Origin of the sequence: Rheinheimera lutimaris (genome assembly GCF_013283795.1) — a bacterium.
Taxonomy (GTDB): Bacteria; Pseudomonadota; Gammaproteobacteria; order Enterobacterales; family Alteromonadaceae; genus Alishewanella; species Alishewanella lutimaris.
The window spans coordinates 146060-163804 of record NZ_JABSOD010000009.1 but is presented as its reverse complement, the minus strand read 5'-3'; the positions used below and the strand labels follow the sequence as shown (position 1 = coordinate 163804).

At 49.7% G+C, this 17745-nt stretch carries 14 protein-coding genes; 3 read left to right on the top strand and 11 right to left on the bottom strand.

All coding sequences use genetic code 11. The annotated features are described in order from the left end of the window. Positions 1-29: 29 nt before the first annotated feature. The 10 genes from HRH59_RS11290 to zwf all read right to left on the bottom strand — a co-directional run bounded on the left by HRH59_RS11290 (position 30) and on the right by zwf (position 12803). Entirely contained in the window at positions 30-1886 is a 1857-nt protein-coding gene (locus HRH59_RS11290) for a DUF885 domain-containing protein (protein WP_173501364.1), read from the bottom strand. Positions 1887-1980: 94 nt separating this feature from the next. Beyond that, positions 1981-3663 (bottom strand): NAD-dependent malic enzyme, encoded by a 1683-nt coding sequence (locus HRH59_RS11285; protein WP_331460172.1) that lies wholly within the window; start codon positions 3661-3663, stop codon positions 1981-1983. A gap of 71 nt (positions 3664-3734) precedes the next feature. Then, positions 3735-4580: an HDOD domain-containing protein gene (locus tag HRH59_RS11280; RefSeq protein WP_173501362.1), complete on the bottom strand. Its 846-nt coding sequence runs from the start codon at positions 4578-4580 to the stop codon at positions 3735-3737. Between the two features lie 186 nt (positions 4581-4766). Next, positions 4767-5234, bottom strand: coding sequence for a Dps family protein (locus HRH59_RS11275; RefSeq protein WP_173501361.1), 468 nt, complete (start codon positions 5232-5234; stop codon positions 4767-4769). 204 nt (positions 5235-5438) lie between these two features. After that, the gene (locus HRH59_RS11270; RefSeq protein ID WP_173501360.1) at positions 5439-7031 is read right to left on the bottom strand and encodes an ABC-F family ATPase; all 1593 of its coding nucleotides are present in this window, start codon (positions 7029-7031) and stop codon (positions 5439-5441) included. A gap of 148 nt (positions 7032-7179) precedes the next feature. Then, complete coding sequence (locus HRH59_RS11265) at positions 7180-7827, bottom strand: bifunctional 4-hydroxy-2-oxoglutarate aldolase/2-dehydro-3-deoxy-phosphogluconate aldolase (protein ID WP_173501359.1); 648 nt, start codon at positions 7825-7827, stop codon at positions 7180-7182. Position 7828: 1 nt separating this feature from the next. Further along, complete coding sequence (locus HRH59_RS11260; protein WP_173501358.1) at positions 7829-8803, bottom strand: glucokinase; 975 nt, start codon at positions 8801-8803, stop codon at positions 7829-7831. Beyond that, a complete protein-coding gene (gene edd / locus HRH59_RS11255) occupies positions 8796-10628 on the bottom strand; it encodes a phosphogluconate dehydratase (RefSeq protein WP_173501357.1) in 1833 nt (610 codons plus the stop codon). Before edd ends, HRH59_RS11260 begins: the two co-directional genes overlap by 8 nt. Positions 10629-10631: 3 nt before the next feature. Further along, positions 10632-11330: a 6-phosphogluconolactonase gene (pgl, locus tag HRH59_RS11250; RefSeq protein WP_218573502.1), complete on the bottom strand. Its 699-nt coding sequence runs from the start codon at positions 11328-11330 to the stop codon at positions 10632-10634. A gap of 3 nt (positions 11331-11333) precedes the next feature. Next, complete coding sequence (zwf, locus tag HRH59_RS11245) at positions 11334-12803, bottom strand: glucose-6-phosphate dehydrogenase (protein WP_173501356.1); 1470 nt, start codon at positions 12801-12803, stop codon at positions 11334-11336. Between the two features lie 267 nt (positions 12804-13070). Between zwf and HRH59_RS11240 the strand changes: the two genes are divergently transcribed. Beyond that, positions 13071-13928, top strand: a complete 858-nt coding sequence (locus tag HRH59_RS11240; protein ID WP_173501355.1) for a MurR/RpiR family transcriptional regulator — start codon at positions 13071-13073, stop codon at positions 13926-13928. 133 nt (positions 13929-14061) lie between these two features. Then, the gene (gene pyk, locus HRH59_RS11235) at positions 14062-15498 is read left to right on the top strand and encodes a pyruvate kinase (RefSeq protein ID WP_173501354.1); all 1437 of its coding nucleotides are present in this window, start codon (positions 14062-14064) and stop codon (positions 15496-15498) included. Positions 15499-15592: 94 nt separating this feature from the next. Here the strand turns inward: pyk and HRH59_RS11230 are convergent, their stop codons facing one another. After that, a complete protein-coding gene (locus HRH59_RS11230; protein WP_173501353.1) occupies positions 15593-16564 on the bottom strand; it encodes a DMT family transporter in 972 nt (323 codons plus the stop codon). Between the two features lie 188 nt (positions 16565-16752). Between HRH59_RS11230 and HRH59_RS11225 the strand changes: the two genes are divergently transcribed. Then, positions 16753-17742 carry a 6-phosphofructokinase gene (locus tag HRH59_RS11225; protein WP_173501352.1) on the top strand — a complete coding sequence of 330 codons (990 nt, stop codon included), beginning with the start codon at positions 16753-16755 and terminating at the stop codon, positions 17740-17742. Positions 17743-17745: the final 3 nt, after the last annotated feature.

The following is a 17745-nucleotide window of genomic DNA, read 5'->3' as shown; positions in this document are numbered from 1 at the left end:
GGGTGCCTGCTTATGGCAAACGCTATGAATTACGCTGCTTTTACACTGTTTATCCAATTATTTACCCGTTTTTCCAGCACGCTTAGCGGCAAGGCACCGCCGCCGAGCACGGTGTCATGAAAGGCGCGGATATCAAATTTATCGCCCAGTTCAGTTTCAGCTTTGCTGCGTAATTGCTGAATTTTAATCATGCCGATTTTGTATGCCGTTGCCTGGCCCGGCCAAACAATATAACGACGCACTTCAGAAATAACCGCACCCTGAGCAATCGGTGTTTTTTCCATAAAGTAGTCTATCGCCTGTTGCTCATTCCAGCCTTTGCTGTGTAAGCCGGTATCTACCACCAACCGCACCGCACGCCACATCTCGGTGATTAAGCGGCCAAAATCAGAATACGGGTTTTGATAGGCGCCCATTTCTTTGGCCAGCAGCTCGGAATACAGCGCCCAGCCCTCAGAGTAAGCGGTAAAGCCGGCCTGAGTGCGGAAAGTCGGTACTGTGGTTAGCTCCTGCGCAATCGAAATTTGCATATGGTGGCCGGGGTTGCCTTCATGATAAGCAATGGCTTCCATTTCATTTTTCGGCATAGAGCGCATATCAGATAAATGCGCATAGTAAATGCCGGGCCGCGCGCCATCCGGTGTGCCCGGGAAATAATGCTGGGCGGCGCCGGGTTGTTCACGAAACGGTTCTACCCGTTTTACGATTAAGTCGGCCTTGGGCAAAATGCCGAAATACTTCGGCAGTTGCTCATTGATAAAGGCCAGATATTGGCGTGAGTCTTCCAGGTAGCCTTCACGGCCTTCGTCGGTTTCCGGATAATAGAACTGATCATCATCTTTAATAAATTTAAAAAACGCGGCTAAGTCGCCTTTAAAGCCCACCTGATCTTTAATGGCGATCATCTCTTTGGTTAAACGCTCAACTTCGTCTAAACCAATTTGGTGAATTTGCTCTGCGGTCAGATCTGTAGTGGTGGATACTTTTAACCGGTAGTTGTAATAATCGGTACCATCTTTTTGCTTGCCTACCCCGGTAGCAATTTCATCAGTGTTACCGATGTCCTGCTCTAACCATTGCTTTAATGCGGTATAAGCCGGTAAAAAGTGGTTTTGCAATGCCGTTTGAGTGTCCGCTGCTAACTGTTTGGCCTGCTCGTCGGTGAGTTTGTCGGCTTTGACCAGGGCGTCAATTTTGCCTTTGGCATCACTCCACAGCGGGATATCCTGCTCTGACTCAGTAAAAGGTGCGCCATTAATTAAATTAGTAATTTGCTGCAATACGCCGTCATAAGCAAACCGCGGAGGCCGCACGTCGTGCTCAGCATTGGCTTGTGCCCGCTCTAACAACTGCGTTATTGCACGGCTGATACCTTCAATACGCTTAACATAGGCCTGCATGTCTTCAGCAGTGTCTACTTTATGAAAGTTAATCATGATCTGCGGCAGCATGGCATGAATACCCTGCATTTGGGTAAACACATAGCCGTTTTTGCGAAAGGCTACGCCCTCTTTAGCCTGCTCGTATTGGTATACCCAAACGTCATATGAGGTTTGTGCCTCAAGATCCAGCTTATTGTAGTCAAAACTGCTTTTCAGTTCAGCAACGGTGGCGGCCAGCCAGGCTATCTGTTCATCTTCTGCTGCTATTGAGGTGTCATCAACCTGGTCGTACTTATCTTTGCGGCCCAGAAAGGTCATTTGAAGCGGGCTTTGTTGTAATTGTTCTTCGTATTTAACTTCAAACCACTGGTTAAGCCGTGCAGTTTCAGATTGTTGTGTTTGCTCTGCCGCAGCATTAACCGGGGTGACAGTAGCGGTATCCGGTGCCGGGTTGCAGCCGGCAACAATGCCGGCAACAGCCAGAGCGATTAGAGACTTATACATAGTGCAAGGTCCTTGTTGTTTTTGGTTATTACCAAAATACAGCCTACCGCCCCACAGTGTATTAGTCTAAAACAAATTGTAAGCAGATTTAATTTCAGGCACTGACGCGTTTATATTGCCGGTATTGCGGCACCCAGAAATTATCGTCTATTTTCTGTTGCAGCTGCGCATCATCCAACTCTAATGCCAGGCCTTGTTGCATGGCCACTTTAGCAACATTAAACGCAATCACTTTGCTTAATGCTGCCAGTTCAGTAAAGGCCGGTAATAACCCACCGCTGCCGTTATTGGCTTTCGGCGAGGCTGCCGCCAGGGTTTTACTGGCCTCACGTAACATTTCGTCGCTGATAAGCCGCGCTTTGCTGGCGATAACGCCTAACCCAACGCCCGGGAAAATATAGCTGTTGTTACACTGCGCAATGGCATAACGCTTACCGTTAAACTCTACCGGCGCAAAAGGACTGCCGGTGGCAATAATCACATCGCCGTCAGTCCAGTTAATTACCTGCTCCGGTGTGGCTTCAACCTGACGTGACGGGTTACTCAGCGGGAAAATAACCGGTGTGGTACAACCCTTTTTCATCGCCCGAACAACCGCTTCAGTAAACAAACCGGCCTGGCCGGATACCCCGATTAAAATACCCGGTTGGGCGCAATTCATCACATCCAGCAGACTTGGAAACTCACTGCTGTAACTCCACTGCGCAATCGTAGCTGACGATTGTGTTAATGCTTGCTGAAAGTCCCGCAACCCCGGGGTAGTGTCGGTAAGCAGACCAAAGCGGTCGACCATATATACCTGCGCACGGGCCTGTGTTTCACTGAGCCCCTCGGCCACCATTTGGCTGATCACTTGCTCAGCAATACCACAACCGGCTGAGCCGGCGCCGACAAAGACCACTTTTTGCTCTGATAACCGCGTGTTTTTACTGCGACACGCTGCCAGCAAGGTGCCTACCGTTACCGCTGCAGTACCCTGAATATCATCGTTAAAACAACATACCTGGTCACGATAACGCTGTAATAATGGCATAGCATTGGGCTGGGCAAAATCTTCAAACTGAATAATCGCTTCCGGCCAGCGGCGTTTGACAGCCTTGATAAACAAGTCGACAAACTCGTCGTATTCAGCCTGGTTTACCCGCTTTTGCCGCAGTCCCATGTACATAGGGTCATTCAGCAGTTTTTCGTTGTTGGTTCCCACATCCAGCATTACCGGTAAGGTATAAGCCGGACTGATGCCGCCACAGGCGGTATAAAGTGACAGCTTGCCGATAGAAATTCCCATGCCGCCGATACCCTGGTCGCCCAGGCCCAGCACCCGCTCACCGTCGGTAACCACAATTACCTTCACTTTGCGCTTGGTCGCGTTACGCAACACGTCATCCAACTGATGCCTGTCCTGATAACTGATAAATAAACCGCGGGCACTGCGGTAAATATCGGAAAACTGCTCACAGGCATCACCAACCGTTGGCGTGTAGATAATCGGGATCATCTCTTCCAGATGTTGCTGCAACAAGCGGTAAAACAAGGTTTCGTTGTTGTCCTGAATAACACGCAGATAAATGTGTTTATTAATGGCAGTATCGAAACTCTTGTATTGCATATAAGCACGACTTACCTGCTCTTCAATGGTTTCGTAGCGCGGTGGTAATAACCCGGCTAAATTAAACGCCAGCCGCTCTTCAGCAGTAAAGGCACTGCCTTTATTTAATAACGGTGTTTCCAGTAAGGCTGAGCCGGCATAGGCGGTATATAAAGGTGTTTTTTTCACAAGACTACTCATGGATGGATATTCCCGATAATCAGTTAGCTGTGCTATAGCGACAACTAACTGACAGAAGATTAATAGATAGTGCTGATCCGTGGGTTTAAAACAGACAGGATAAACAGACCTTCAGTGTTACAAAAATCGATAGCACGGATAATGTCAGGCTGGCTCAGTTCCAGCAACTCTAAAACAAATGGATCGACCAGTTGCTTACTGGTGTACAACTCGGGATGTTGATTGGTTAATGCCAACCGCGCGGCTAAATAGACAATTAACTGCGCTTTGTTCTGTTGGCTGAAACTAGTGCTGTGTTGTAATGCTATCGGTTCAACGATGCTGTCAGGTAATTGCCATAAATGCAGCAATTCGGCACCGCAACGGGCGTAGGTAAAGCCCAGCACCTGTTGTTGTATCTGCCAGGGCAATTCATCTGCAGTGTAATTTTGACACTGATTTGCTTGCTGCGAGTTGTGGTGCAACACCACCATTTCACCGATATTGTGTAATAAGCCGGCGACATAAAACCGGTCTGACGGCTTTAAACCACAGCACTGCGCCAAAAATTGCGCAATCAGTGCCGCGTTAACGCTTTGCTCCCAAAACCGTTCCAAATCAATGGCTGCAGTATCGACCTTGCTGCACGCCGAGGCTATACCAATACTCAATACAAGGTTATACACCTGGGTTTTACCCAATACTAATAACGCTTTGCTGACGCTTTCAACCTGATATGGCAAATTATAAATAGCACTGTTCGCCAGTTTTAACAGCTTTGAGGTTAGCACCGGGTCCAGCAAAATCACTTCCGCGACTTCGTCCAGACTGGCCGTGTCAGAGTCCATTAACTGTTTAACGCGTAAGTAGCCTTCCGGCAAAGCGAAAAGGTCTGCAACATTCTGTGCATATTGCAAGGCTTGCATTGACTTAAGTCTCCCGCAGCAGAACGCTGCTGACAAAGCATGTCTGCTCTAAGTGTTACTGCTTGGCGCGATTTTACAAGCTTTGGCAGGAAAAACTTAGTGTTTTTTGTCAGAATGACAATTTTACAGGTTTGCTGAATGCAGTGAACATGCGGCCCGGCGAACCGGGCTACATAGAGGATCAGATTATGCCACCAGGCTGCGCAACATCCAGGCGGTTTTTTCATGCACTGTCATACGCTGGGTAAGTAAATCCAGCGTTACTTCATCGGAAGCCTGGTCTGCTACCGGCACAATAGAGCGGGCGGTTTTCGCAATGGCTTCCTGGCCTTTTACCAGGTCTTTAATCATCTCTTCTGCTGAGGGGATACCATCAGCTTCTTTGATGCTGGTCAGTTTGGCGTACTCTTTGTAAGAGCCCGGGGCAAACTCACCCAAAGCACGGATACGCTCAGCAATATCATCCACCGCAACCGCTAATTCGGTGTATTGGGTTTCAAACAAGGTATGCAGGGTTTGAAACATCGGCCCGGTAACGTTCCAATGATAGTTGTGTGTTTTTAAATACAGCGTGTAGCTGTCGGCCAATAGCACAGACAAACCGTCAGCAATGGCTTTACGCTGTTCTTCGTTAATACCAATATTGATTTTCATAACAGATCCTCTGATTGAGTAAGGTGTTAGCAGCAACATAGCATAAAACCGGCGGTATAAAATGACTACGGCTCAAAAGCATGCCGGCCTAACCCTACGTGAATGAAACAGCTGTAATAGTTATGGGGGCAAAGTGGGAAAAATCAAGCGTTTAAACAAAAACGCCGGTCAATAGTGACCGGCGCATGGAATTAATTGGCCAACTTAACCGGCCAACTGAGCAGCGAGGTATTCTTCGTAGCTGCCAACGAAATTACGCATATCTTTATCGGTAATCTCAATGATACGGCTGGCCAGCGACGAGACAAATTCGCGGTCATGACTTACAAACAGCAAGGTGCCTTTGTAGTGTTCCAGTGCCAGGTTTAGTGACTCGATAGACTCCATATCCAGGTGGTTAGTCGGTTCATCCATTACCAGAATATTCGGTCGTTGCAGCATTAATTTACCAAACATCATCCGGCCTTTCTCACCACCGGATAACACTTTTACTGACTTTTTAATATCGTCCTGTGAGAACAATAACCGGCCTAATATGCCACGAATCGCCTGCTCATCGTCCGACGGTTGTTTCCACTGTGTCATCCAGTCGAATAATGTCATGGCTTCACTGAATTCGTGCGCATGATCCTGAGCGTAATAACCTATTTTGGAATTTTCCGACCACTTAACCGTGCCCGACTCCGGTGTTAAATCACCGACCAAACATTTCAGTAAGGTGGTTTTACCAATACCGTTGGCACCCAAAATAGCCACTTTTTCGCCTACTTCAATGGTAAGGCCGAGATTTTTCAACAGCTTAAGCTCGCCAAAGCTTTTGCTCAGACCTTCTACTTCCAGTGCTAAACGGTACAGCTGTTTTTGCTGTTCAAAGCGAATAAACGGGTTTACACGGCTGGAGGCTTTTACTTCTTCCAGCTGAATTTTATCAATTTGCTTGGCGCGCGAAGTGGCCTGTTTGGCTTTAGAGGCGTTGGCAGAAAAGCGGCTGACGAAGGTTTGCAGCTCGGCTATCTGGGCTTTTTTCTTGGCATTGTCAGATAATAAGCGCTCGCGGGCCTGGGTAGCGGCAAACATATATTCGTCATAGTTACCCGGATATAAGCGCAGCTCGCCGTAATCCAAATCGGCCATATGGGTACAAACGCTGTTTAAGAAGTGACGGTCGTGCGAAATAATTACCATGGTGCTGTTGCGCTCAGCCAACACGTTTTCCAACCAGCGGATGGTATTGATATCCAGGTTGTTGGTCGGTTCGTCCAGCAGCATTATTTCCGGATCAGCAAACAACACCTGTGCTAACAATACCCGCAGCTTAAAGCCCGGTGCAATGGCTGACATCAGGCCAAAGTGCTGTTCTACCGGAATACCAACACCAATTAACAGCTCACCGGCGCGTGATTCTGCGGTATAACCGTCCATTTCGCCAAAAGCAACTTCAAGATCGGCAACCTTCATACCGTCTTCTTCGCTCATTTCAGCGCTGGAATAGATGCGATCACGCTCTTCTTTAACTGCCCACAGCTCACCATGGCCCATAATCACGGTATCGATAACCGAATACTGCTCAAAAGCAAATTGATCCTGGTTTAACTTCGCCACACGATGATTCGGCTCAACAAACACATTACCGGCGCTTGGCTCCAGTTCACGGCTTAAAATCTTCATAAATGTAGACTTACCGCAGCCGTTGGCGCCGATTAAACCGTAGCGATTACCTTCGCCGAATTTAATCGAAATATTTTCAAACAGCGGCTTAGCGCCAAATTGCATTGTAATGTTAGCAGTTGATATCACAGTGTGTTCCAGACCAGGTTATGACAGATAAATTAAGACAAACAGCCAAGGGCAAAAAGTGCGCTACTATACGCGTTTTCAGCCGCAATTTCAAAACAAACGCCCGGTAAATACCGGGCGTTAAGCAAATCAGTTTTCAAAGTGGTGTTTAGCCTTTGGCTTGTGCCACTGCGGTTTGACACAATTGGGTGATTCTGGCCCAGTCTTTTGCGGCAACCGCATCGTCCGGTACTATCCAGGAGCCGCCGACACATTTTACGTTGGGTAACGCCAGGTAGTCGCGAAAGTTGCTCTCGTTTATGCCGCCGGTGGGGCAAAAGCGGATATCAGCAAAAGGGCCGTGGATCGACTTTAATGTCTTCACGCCACCGGCAGCTTCTGCCGGGAAGAATTTAAAGTGTGTATAGCCCAGCCCGGTACCTTCCATCAGCTCGGAAATGCTGGCAATACCGGGGATCAGCGGAATAGCGGCATCTTTACCGGCTTGCAACAGCTCACGGGTTAAGCCCGGGCTGATAGCAAACTTAGCACCGGCATTGACAACCTGTTGTAACTGCGCTGCCGTGGTGACGGTGCCAGCACCAACAATGGCGTCGGGCACTTCCTGCGCCAGTAAGCGGATGGCATCCAGCGCTACCGGAGTACGCAGAGTAACTTCCAGCACCTTAATGCCGCCGGCCAGTAACGCCTTCGCCATAGGCACGGCGTCAGCTAAGTCTTTGATAACAATCACCGGAACGACCGGACCTTGCGCAAACAGGGTGTCTGGTTGCAACTGCCAATTTTCAAATGCCATATTAATTACTCGCCAAAAATTGTTTCAGGTAAACTGCCGCACCCACTAAACCCGGCTGCTCTGCAGTAACGACATAGGTGGCGATCCGGCGATTAAATGCGCTAAACCGGCCTTTTGCTTCAAAACGCGCTCTGAACTCGCTTTGGCCAGCCAGAGGTAATAATTTCGGTGCTATACCGCCGGCAACATAAACACCACCAAAGGTGCTTAATGTCAGCGCTAAGTTGCCTGCCACACTGCCCAACGCAGCAAAAAACTGTTGCACGGTCGCCGTAGCCAGTGCCGATTCGCCACTTAAGGCTTGTTGCGCGATATCTGCTGCTGATAACGGCTCTGCCACCTGGCGACGATATAACGCCAATGCCTTATAAATGGCTTCAAGCCCGGGGCCGGACAACAGGCGCTCCGGTGAAACATGGCCGTATTCTTTAGCCAGCATCTGCTGAATAAACCATTCCTGTTCGTTTTGTGCGGCCCAATCAATATGGCCACCTTCACCGGGTAACGGAATATAACTGTCATTTACCGGCAACAAGTGCGCCACACCCAAACCGGTGCCGGCACCTAATACAGCCATCGGCTTGCCAGGCTGTACGTCGCCGCCGCCAAGCTGCACCTTTTCTGTCGCAGTTAGTGCCGGTAAGCACATAGCCACAGCAGTAAAATCATTAATCACCTGCAGCGCATCTAACACCAGTTGCTGCTGCATAGCACGCACCGAGAATTGCCAGTGAAAATTAGTCATGCTGACTTCATCGCCATTTACCGGACAGGCAATAGCAATAGCAACGTGTTTAACAGCGTTAAGTTGATGCTGTTGCCGGTAATGCGTAAGCGCATCGGCCAGGGTGGCAAATTCTGCACAAGGATAAACCGCAACCTGATCCAGCGCTAAACTGGCTAAATCAACACGGCTGAAACGGGCGTTGGTACCACCAATATCGGCAACTATGGCATGGGTAGGCAACTTAGCCATGCAAATGCTCCTCAGTAGTAAATAGGCTACAGGCGCCCTGCTCTGCACCGGTTAACTGGCTGCGCAGCGCACCAAACATTTCGCGGCCCATGCCGTAATAGCTACCGGCCATATCCTGTGTAGCAACCTCACGGGCGGCCATTTCGGCATCAGATACCAGCACTTCCAACCGGCCGGTGTTGCCATCGACCAACATCATATCGCCGGTTTTTATCTTAGCGATATTACCGCCATCAATAGCTTCGGGCGTAACATGGATGGCTGCAGGCACTTTGCCCGAAGCGCCGGACATACGTCCGTCGGTTACCAATGCTACTTTAAAACCGCGGTCCTGCAGCACACCCAGCGGTGGTGTTAACTTATGCAGCTCCGGCATACCACAGGCTTTGGGCCCCTGGAAGCGTACTACTACAATACAATCTTTATTCAGTTCGCCGGCTTTAAAGGCGGCATCCAGCTCATGCTGGCTGGAAAACACCACGGCCGGGGCTTTTACCACTTCAGTGCCTTCACGCAGCGCAGAGGTTTTAATTACACCGCGGCCGACATTGCCGGACAGCACTTCCAAACCACCGTGATCTTTAAACGGCTTTTTCACTGTAGCCAGTACATCAAGGTCCAATGAGCTTTGCGGTGCATCAACCCACACCAGTTTGCCATCCTGCATTACCGGCTGCTGCGTATAGCGGCGTAAACCCGGCCCTGCTACAGTTTGTACATCTTCATGCAATAAACCGGCATCCAGCAGCTCACGAATAAGCAGAGCCATACCGCCGGCATGTTGGAAGTGGTTAATATCAGCCTGACCGTTCGGGTAAATCCGCGTCAACAGCGGTGTGGCAGCAGATAATTCAGCAAAGTCGTCCCAGTTAACAATAAAGCCGGCTGAGCGCGCCATGGCAATTAAGTGCATGGTGTGGTTAGTAGAGCCGCCGGTAGCAAGCAGGCCAACAATACCGTTAACGATAGCTTTAGCATCGACTAACTTACCTACCGGCAGATAATCAGTACCTAAATCCGTTAAACGCGTAACCTGACGCGCAGCGGCTTTAGTCAGCTCATCACGCAGCTCTGTGCCCGGGTTAACAAAAGATGAGCCGGGTAAATGCAGGCCCATAATTTCGACCACTAACTGGTTAGAGTTGGCCGTGCCGTAAAACGTACAGGTACCGGCAGAGTGATAAGATGCTGACTCTGCTGCCAACAGCTCTTCCTTGCCTACTTTACCTTCGGCATACAGCTGGCGTACCCGGGCTTTTTCTTTGTTCGGAATACCGGATGGCATAGGCCCGGCCGGTACAAATACAAAGGGTAAGTGGCCAAAACTTAACGCGGCCATAAATAAACCGGGCACAATTTTGTCGCAAATGCCCAGCATTAACCCGCCGTCAAACATATTGTGCGACAAACCAACGGCTGCCGACATGGCAATAATATCGCGGCTGAGCAAGCTCAGCTCCATACCCGGCTGGCCTTGTGTAACGCCATCACACATCGCCGGTACACCACCGGCAAATTGCGCTACGCTACCTACCTCTTGTACCGCTTGCTTAATAATGGCCGGGTAATGCTCATAGGGCTGATGCGCCGACAACATGTCATTGTAAGATGACACTATGCCGATATTGGCTTTGGTCAGGCTGCGTAAATCGCCTTTGTCCTGTTGATTACAGGCGGCAAAACCATGCGCCAGATTGCCGCAGCTTAATACGCCGCGATGTGGCCCTTTTAACCGGGCCTGTTCTAAACGCTGCAAATAGATATCGCGGCTGCGTTGGCTGCGGGCGATAATTCTGTCGGTTACTTTCTGAATCACAGGATCCATGATTTACCCCTGATGTTCGGTATACATCACTGCAACTTGCGCCACAGGATGGTGTAAAAAGGCACGGATTGGCATGGCAGGCACATCTTGCTCAGCCATGGCCTTGTTCAGTACCGCGAGTTTATTGGCGCCCACCAGATGCAAAAACAGATGCCGGCTGTCGAGTAACCTGGGCAGGCTTAATGACATACGCTCGTAAGGCGCGGTTGTTGGCTTTACCGCCAGCACAGCCGGGGCATCGGCTGCCAACCCGGCTTGAATTTGTTCGCTGCAGGGAAATAACGACGCGGTGTGGCCGTCTTCACCCATGCCGAGGATCACTGCATCAAAGGTCGGCAAAGCGGCAATACGCTGCAATACTTGTGCTACGCCATCAAAGGCAGATGCCGTATCGGCGTACAAGCTGATAAACTTTGCTGCTTTAGCGTTATTTTGCAATAACACAGCTTTTACCAGCCGTTCATTGGAATCGCTTTGCGTATCGTCCAGCCAGCGATCATCTGCCAGCAACACGGTCACTTTATCCCAGGCTAAATCGACCTGACTTAATGCGGTAAACAAGGCTTGCGGCGTTTTACCACCGGACACCACCAAATAAGCGGCGCCACGCTCGTTGATGGCCTGCTGCAAAATGGCGACCAGCCGTTTAGCAAAATCGGTGTTTAATGCCGCTGTGTCGGCGAATTGATTCAGTTGCATCATGGCTTATTCTTCCCAGTTGCGCTCGTCACGTGCCAGCATCGAAATCGCGGCTACGGGGCCCCAACTGCCGGCCTGATAGGTTTTCGGTGGCTCATTGCTGGTTTTCCATGCGTTCAGAATGCCGTCTACCCAGCTCCACGCGTGCTCAACTTCATCACGTCGTACAAACAAGTATTGGTTCCCCAGCATAGCTTCCAACAACAAACGCTCGTAAGCATCGGCAATGCGTTGTGATTTAAAGGTTTCATCGAAGCTTAAATCCAGTTTGCTTTCCTGCAGGCGCATATGCTCGCCCAGGCCCGGAATTTTATTCAATACCTGAATTTCCACGCCTTCATCCGGTTGCAGGCGAATAATCAGTTTGTTCGCCGGCAATTGGTTATAAGTAGCGTGGAAGATATTGTGCGGCTGCGGTTTAAAGCAAATAACCACTTCGCTGAGCTTACCCGCCATCCGCTTACCGGTACGCAGGTAAAACGGTACCCCGGCCCAGCGCCAGTTGTCGATATCAACTTTAATAGCCACAAAGGTTTCGGTTTTGCTGTTAGGCCGGGCACCCTCTTCTTCCAGATAGCCCGGTGCTGCCTTACCGGCAACAAAACCACTGGCGTATTGGCCACGTACGGTTTTTTCCTGAATATTACTGATATCAATACGGCGCAGTGCTTTAAGCACTTTTAACTTTTCATCCCGAATACTGTCGGCATCCAGTCTGGCCGGCGGCTCCATGGCAATTAAGGTTAACACCTGCAGCAAATGGTTTTGCACCATATCGCGCATTTGGCCGGCATCGTCGTAATAACTCCAGCGGCCTTCTACACCGACTTCCTCGGCTACGGTAATTTGCACATGATCAATTGAGTTATGATCCCAGTTACCGGCGAAAATGGCGTTAGCAAAGCGCAGCGCCAACAGGTTAAGCACGGTTTCTTTACCCAGGTAATGGTCAATCCGGTAGATCTGGCTTTCTTTAAAAAACTCCGCCACCTGATCATTAATAACTTTAGACGACGCTAAATCGTGGCCAATAGGCTTTTCCAGCACCACCCTTGCAGGGTCCTGCGCCAGCCCGGCCGCGGCCAGGCCTTTACAAATAGCGCCAAACAGCGATGGCGGCGTGGCAAAATAGCTTACCGGTACGCGTTGGCTGATATCAGTAACGGCGGTTAACTTGTGATAATCCTGCTCGTTAGCTAAGTCCAGCTGCACATACACCAGCTTGCTTTGCAGGCGTTGCCATACCGCGTTATCCAGCGGTTCTTTTAAAAACTTATTTAAATTGGTCAGCACCAGCTCAACATAGGCTTCAGTGCTCATTTCATCGCGGGCAACACCAATAATACGTGACTGCGGACAGAGTAAATCTGCTTTTTCCAGCTGGTACATGGCGGGCAAAAGCTTACGCCTTGCCAGGTCGCCTTTGGTACCAAACAGAATTAAGTCGCAGGCGGAATTTTGTGCTGTTGTCGTCATAACTGACCCTTGATTTAGATGTAATTTTACAACACTTTGGCCATACTAGCGCAGCATAACGGGGTTGTAAACCAGATATCTTGTAATTAAATTACATAACGCGTAATGTTTTGACTATTCTTATATAATAAGGCAGCCTTAGCAACGGATCTGTCGTTTTGTGGTAAATTTAATACTATTTTGATGGCAGCAGCGTTGCATAAACCGTTGTATAACACTAAGCGTTACAGGCTGTATCAGGCCTAATTATAAGTCAGGAATTGCCGGATGAATGTGCTGGAAAAAATCGTCAATAGCGTCAATAGCTTTAGCAAGTCGGAACGTAAAGTTGCCGATGTGATCCTGGCCAATCCGCAGACCACTATCCACAGTAGTATAGCGGCACTGGCAAAAATGGCCGATGTCAGCGAACCCACCGTTAACCGCTTCTGCCGCAGACTGGATACCAAAGGCTTTCCTGACTTTAAGCTGCATTTAGCACAAAGCCTGGCAAACGGTACGCCTTATGTAAACCGGCATGTGGAAGAAGAAGACGGCCCGGAAGCGTATACGGCAAAGATTTTTGAGTCAACGATGGCAGCGTTGGATACCGCCAGACAACGCGTTGATATTAATACTATTAATCGCGCTGTCGATGTATTGACTCAAGCAAAGAAAATTTCTTTTTTTGGCCTTGGTGCTTCAGCCTCAGTGGCACATGATGCGCAAAATAAGTTTTTCCGTTTTAATGTACCTGTGGTGTGTTTTGATGACATTGTTATGCAGCGCATGAGCGCTATTAACAGTGCTGAAGGCGATGTGGTGGTATGTATCAGCCACACCGGCCGCACCAAGAATTTGTGTGATATCGCCGCCATTGCACGGGAAAACGATGCGACAGTTATCGGCGTTACGGCTTATGACAGCCCGTTGGCCAAAGAATGTACCCTGGTATTGTCACTGGATGTACCGGAAGATACCGATATGTATATGCCAATGGCCTCCCGCGTGGCGCAATTGGTGCTGATTGATATACTGGCCACCGGTTTTACGTTACGCCGCGGCACTAAATTTCGCGAAAACCTGAAAAAAGTCAAAGACAGCTTGCGCGGTTCACGCTTCGACAAGAAAGACTTCAACAACTGATCACGGTGGCAGTTGTAGCAGCAACTGCACCAACCTGTAATTTTTCTTCGCCGCCTTGCTGTATTCTGTAATAAAATTACATTACACTTAAATGCATGTAAGACTCCCTCTTTGTTATCAGCAGGAAAAGACCATGCACAGAAGAACTAAAATTGTCGCCACCCTCGGCCCGGCTACCAGTACGCAAGTTTCAATTGAAAAGTTGATCCAGGCCGGCGCGTCGGTATTTCGGTTAAATTTCTCGCATGGCAGTGCTGATGATCACCGCGAGCGTGCCGCTATGGTGCGAGCTGCCGCAGATAAACTGGGGGCTCATGTTGCAATACTCGGCGATTTACAGGGCCCGAAAATCCGTGTGTCTACCTTTAAAAACGGCGCGGTACAATTAGAAGAAGGCCAACCTTATGTACTGGATGCCGAATTAGCCAAAGGCGAAGGTGATGAGCACCAGGTTGGTATTGATTATAAGCAACTGCCGCAGGACGTAGAGCCCGGCGATTTATTGCTGCTGGACGATGGCCGTATTCAGCTGAGTGTTGATCGCGTAGAAGGTGCCCGTGTTTATACTACTGTTACTGTCGGCGGCAAGCTGAGCAACAATAAAGGCATTAATCGCCAGGGTGGTGGTTTAACAGCCCCTGCCCTGACCGAAAAAGACAAGCGTGACATTATTACTGCCGCTGAAATTGATGTCGACTTTTTAGCCGTATCATTCCCGCGCTGTGGCGATGATTTACGTTTAGCCCGTGAACTGGCGCAGGCTGCCGGCTCTGAAGCCCGCATTATGGCCAAGATTGAACGTGCTGAAGCTGTGGCCGATGACGCGACACTGGATGATATTATTCGCGCTTCAGATGCGGTAATGGTTGCCCGTGGCGATTTAGGCGTAGAAATTGGCGATGCTGAATTGGTTGGCCAGCAAAAGCGCATAATTGCCCGCTCGCGTCAGTTAAACCGTGTAGTGATCACGGCGACCCAGATGATGGAAAGCATGATTGAAAGCCCGATGCCAACCCGCGCAGAAGTGATGGATGTGGCTAACGCGGTACTGGATGGCACCGATGCCGTTATGCTGTCGGCGGAAACGGCAGCGGGTAAATACCCGACCGAAACCGTGCGGGCTATGGCCCGTGTATGTGATGGCGCCGAAAAACATCCCAGCGTACAAATTTCCAAACACCGGATGGATGTTACCTTTACCGAAATAAGCGAAACCATCGCGTTATCGGCGATGTACGCAGCCAACCACCTGGAAGGCATTAAAGCCATTATTACGCTGACAGAGTCAGGCTATACTGCCAAGTTGATGTCACGTATTACCTCACCGCAGCCTATTTATGCGCTGTCACGCCACAGCAAAACGCTTAACAAAATGGCGCTGTATCGCGGCGTGTACCCGGCATTTTTTGACAGTACTGCCCTTGTTGGTCAATCACTGGCTGATGCGGCAATTGACGCTATTAAGGTTAAAGCCGGGCTGAAAAGCGGCGACCTGGTCATTATGACGCACGGCGATGTAATGGAAACTATCGGTGCGTCTAACACCTGCAGAATCGTGCAGGTTAAATAAGCAGCAGATACACAACGCATAACAACGCATAGATAAAGGGCCCGGTTAAGGGCCCTTTTTACTTGTTGTACTCTTTACCTGATGTACTTTTGGCTCAGAACACGTCGCGCTGCAGCTTGCGTACTTTTCGTGCTGCGCGATACTCAACAAATTGCGGTGCCAGCGCGGTAAGTGCTGATCCTAACACAACAAAAACCGCCCCCAGCCATGACCACAGATTAAGTTGCTGCGGCACTAAAAAATCCGGTAACAGCCAACCAATCACATTAGCAAATAAGATGGTAAACAATGGTGTTACTGCCAGTACCGCACTGACCTTTGACGCTTCCCAGTGATGCAGCGCTTCGGCGAAAGCACCATAAGCTACCACGGTATTTAAGCAGCAAAATACCAGCAAAGCCCAATGAAGCTGACTCATGCTCTGCAGCGGGGAGAAATCTGCTAACGGCAGAAAAGCGATGCTACCGGCAAAGTAGAGTAAGTACATAATTTGCTTTGAACTGTAGTGCACCAACAACTGCTTTTGTGCCAGTGCATAGGCAGCCCACGTAACGCCGGCGGCAATGACTAACAACACGCCGAGGGTTTCACTGCCGGCTTGCAGTACTAATACCAGCAAACGTTCATTAAAGAATAACAGCAACCCTGCCACCAGCATAATCGCGCCGGCTTTTTGCCACAGCAGTAAGCGCTCTTTAAAAATGATCACACCGCCGAGCATCATTAAAAACGGCGCCAGTTGTATCACAACCTGGCCGGTTTCTGCGGTCAGATAGTTTAAACCGCTGAGGTACATAATGTAGTTTGACAGCAAGCCCGCCACAGCAATCAGCATCAGCCAGCCAGCTTTACGATTTAGCAGTACGGCAAGCGCCGGCAGCTTACCGCGCATCCCCAGCCATATGCCTACCATAACGGCAGCGGCCACAAAGCGAATAGCGGTGATTGTATTGGCCGTTATCACATCCAGCAGTAGTTTCAGTGCTATCGGCAGCATGCCCCACAGCACTGCTGTGGTTAAGGCTAACAGTAAGCCCGACAAGCTTTTACCCGTAATTTGATGCATGGCAGGATCCCGATATAACACAGCTGTGGCACAAAACGGCATTTTCGCTTATTTACCACAGGCTTGTCGCCTTATATTGTTCGCGTTGCGACTAATTTACTCCTGCTTGCGCTACATCAAATACCGGCAGGGCTATCAGCTTCTATACTGAACACAGTTTTGAACTGAACAGATGAGACAGCAGCAGTATGATAAAGCGCATGGGGATATTAACCTCCGGTGGTGACGCCCCCGGTATGAACGCCGCTATCCGCGCCGCGGTATTAACAGCTGCGGCGCACAATATCGATGTTATCGGCTTTCGCCACGGCTTTAACGGCCTGCTGGAGGATGATCAGCAAACGCTGTTACCACAGCATGTGCAGCATATCATTCAGCATGGCGGTACTGTGTTAAAAAGTGCCCGCTGCAAAGCACTGCATACCGATGCCGGCGCACGCCAGGCGGCAGAAGCGCTGCATCGGTTGCAATTGGATGCACTGCTGATTATTGGCGGCGACGGCAGTTTTCGTGGCGCTCTGGCCATTGCCCAGCATTACCGCGGCCAAATCATCGGTGTGCCGGGTACCATCGATAATGATGTTGACGGCACCGATTTTACTATCGGTTTTGCTACTGCTATTGATACCGCGCTGGATGCGATAGATAAAATACGTGATACCGCTGATGCGTTTGAACGTATTTTTCTGGTGGAGTTAATGGGCCGCCATTCCGGCTATATTGCACTTTCTGCCGGCATAGCCGCCGGCGCCGAGCAAATTATCTGCCCTGAGTTCGGCACTTTGCAAGCCAATGAGTTAAAAGCGTTGATCAAACCCATTCAGCATGCGCAGCTGCTGCGCGGTAAAAGCAGTTACATTATAGTGGTGGCCGAAAACAGTTACCCGGGCGGCACCACGGCGCTGGCAGAAGCGCTAAGCACAGCTTTGGGTATAGAGTGCCGCGCCTGTATATTGGGCCATATTCAACGCGGCGGCTCGCCGGTAGGTGCCGACCGCATTCTGGCTACAAAATTGGCGGCCTATGCAGTAGAGCAATTGGTTAACGGTGCCCATCTGATGATGGCAGGAGAAGTAAATCAACAAGCGGCGTTATATCCGCTGGCCCAAACCGGTGAGCGCAAAAAGCAGATTGATCCCTATTTAGTGCGCTGGCAACAACAGATTGCCAGCGACTAAACG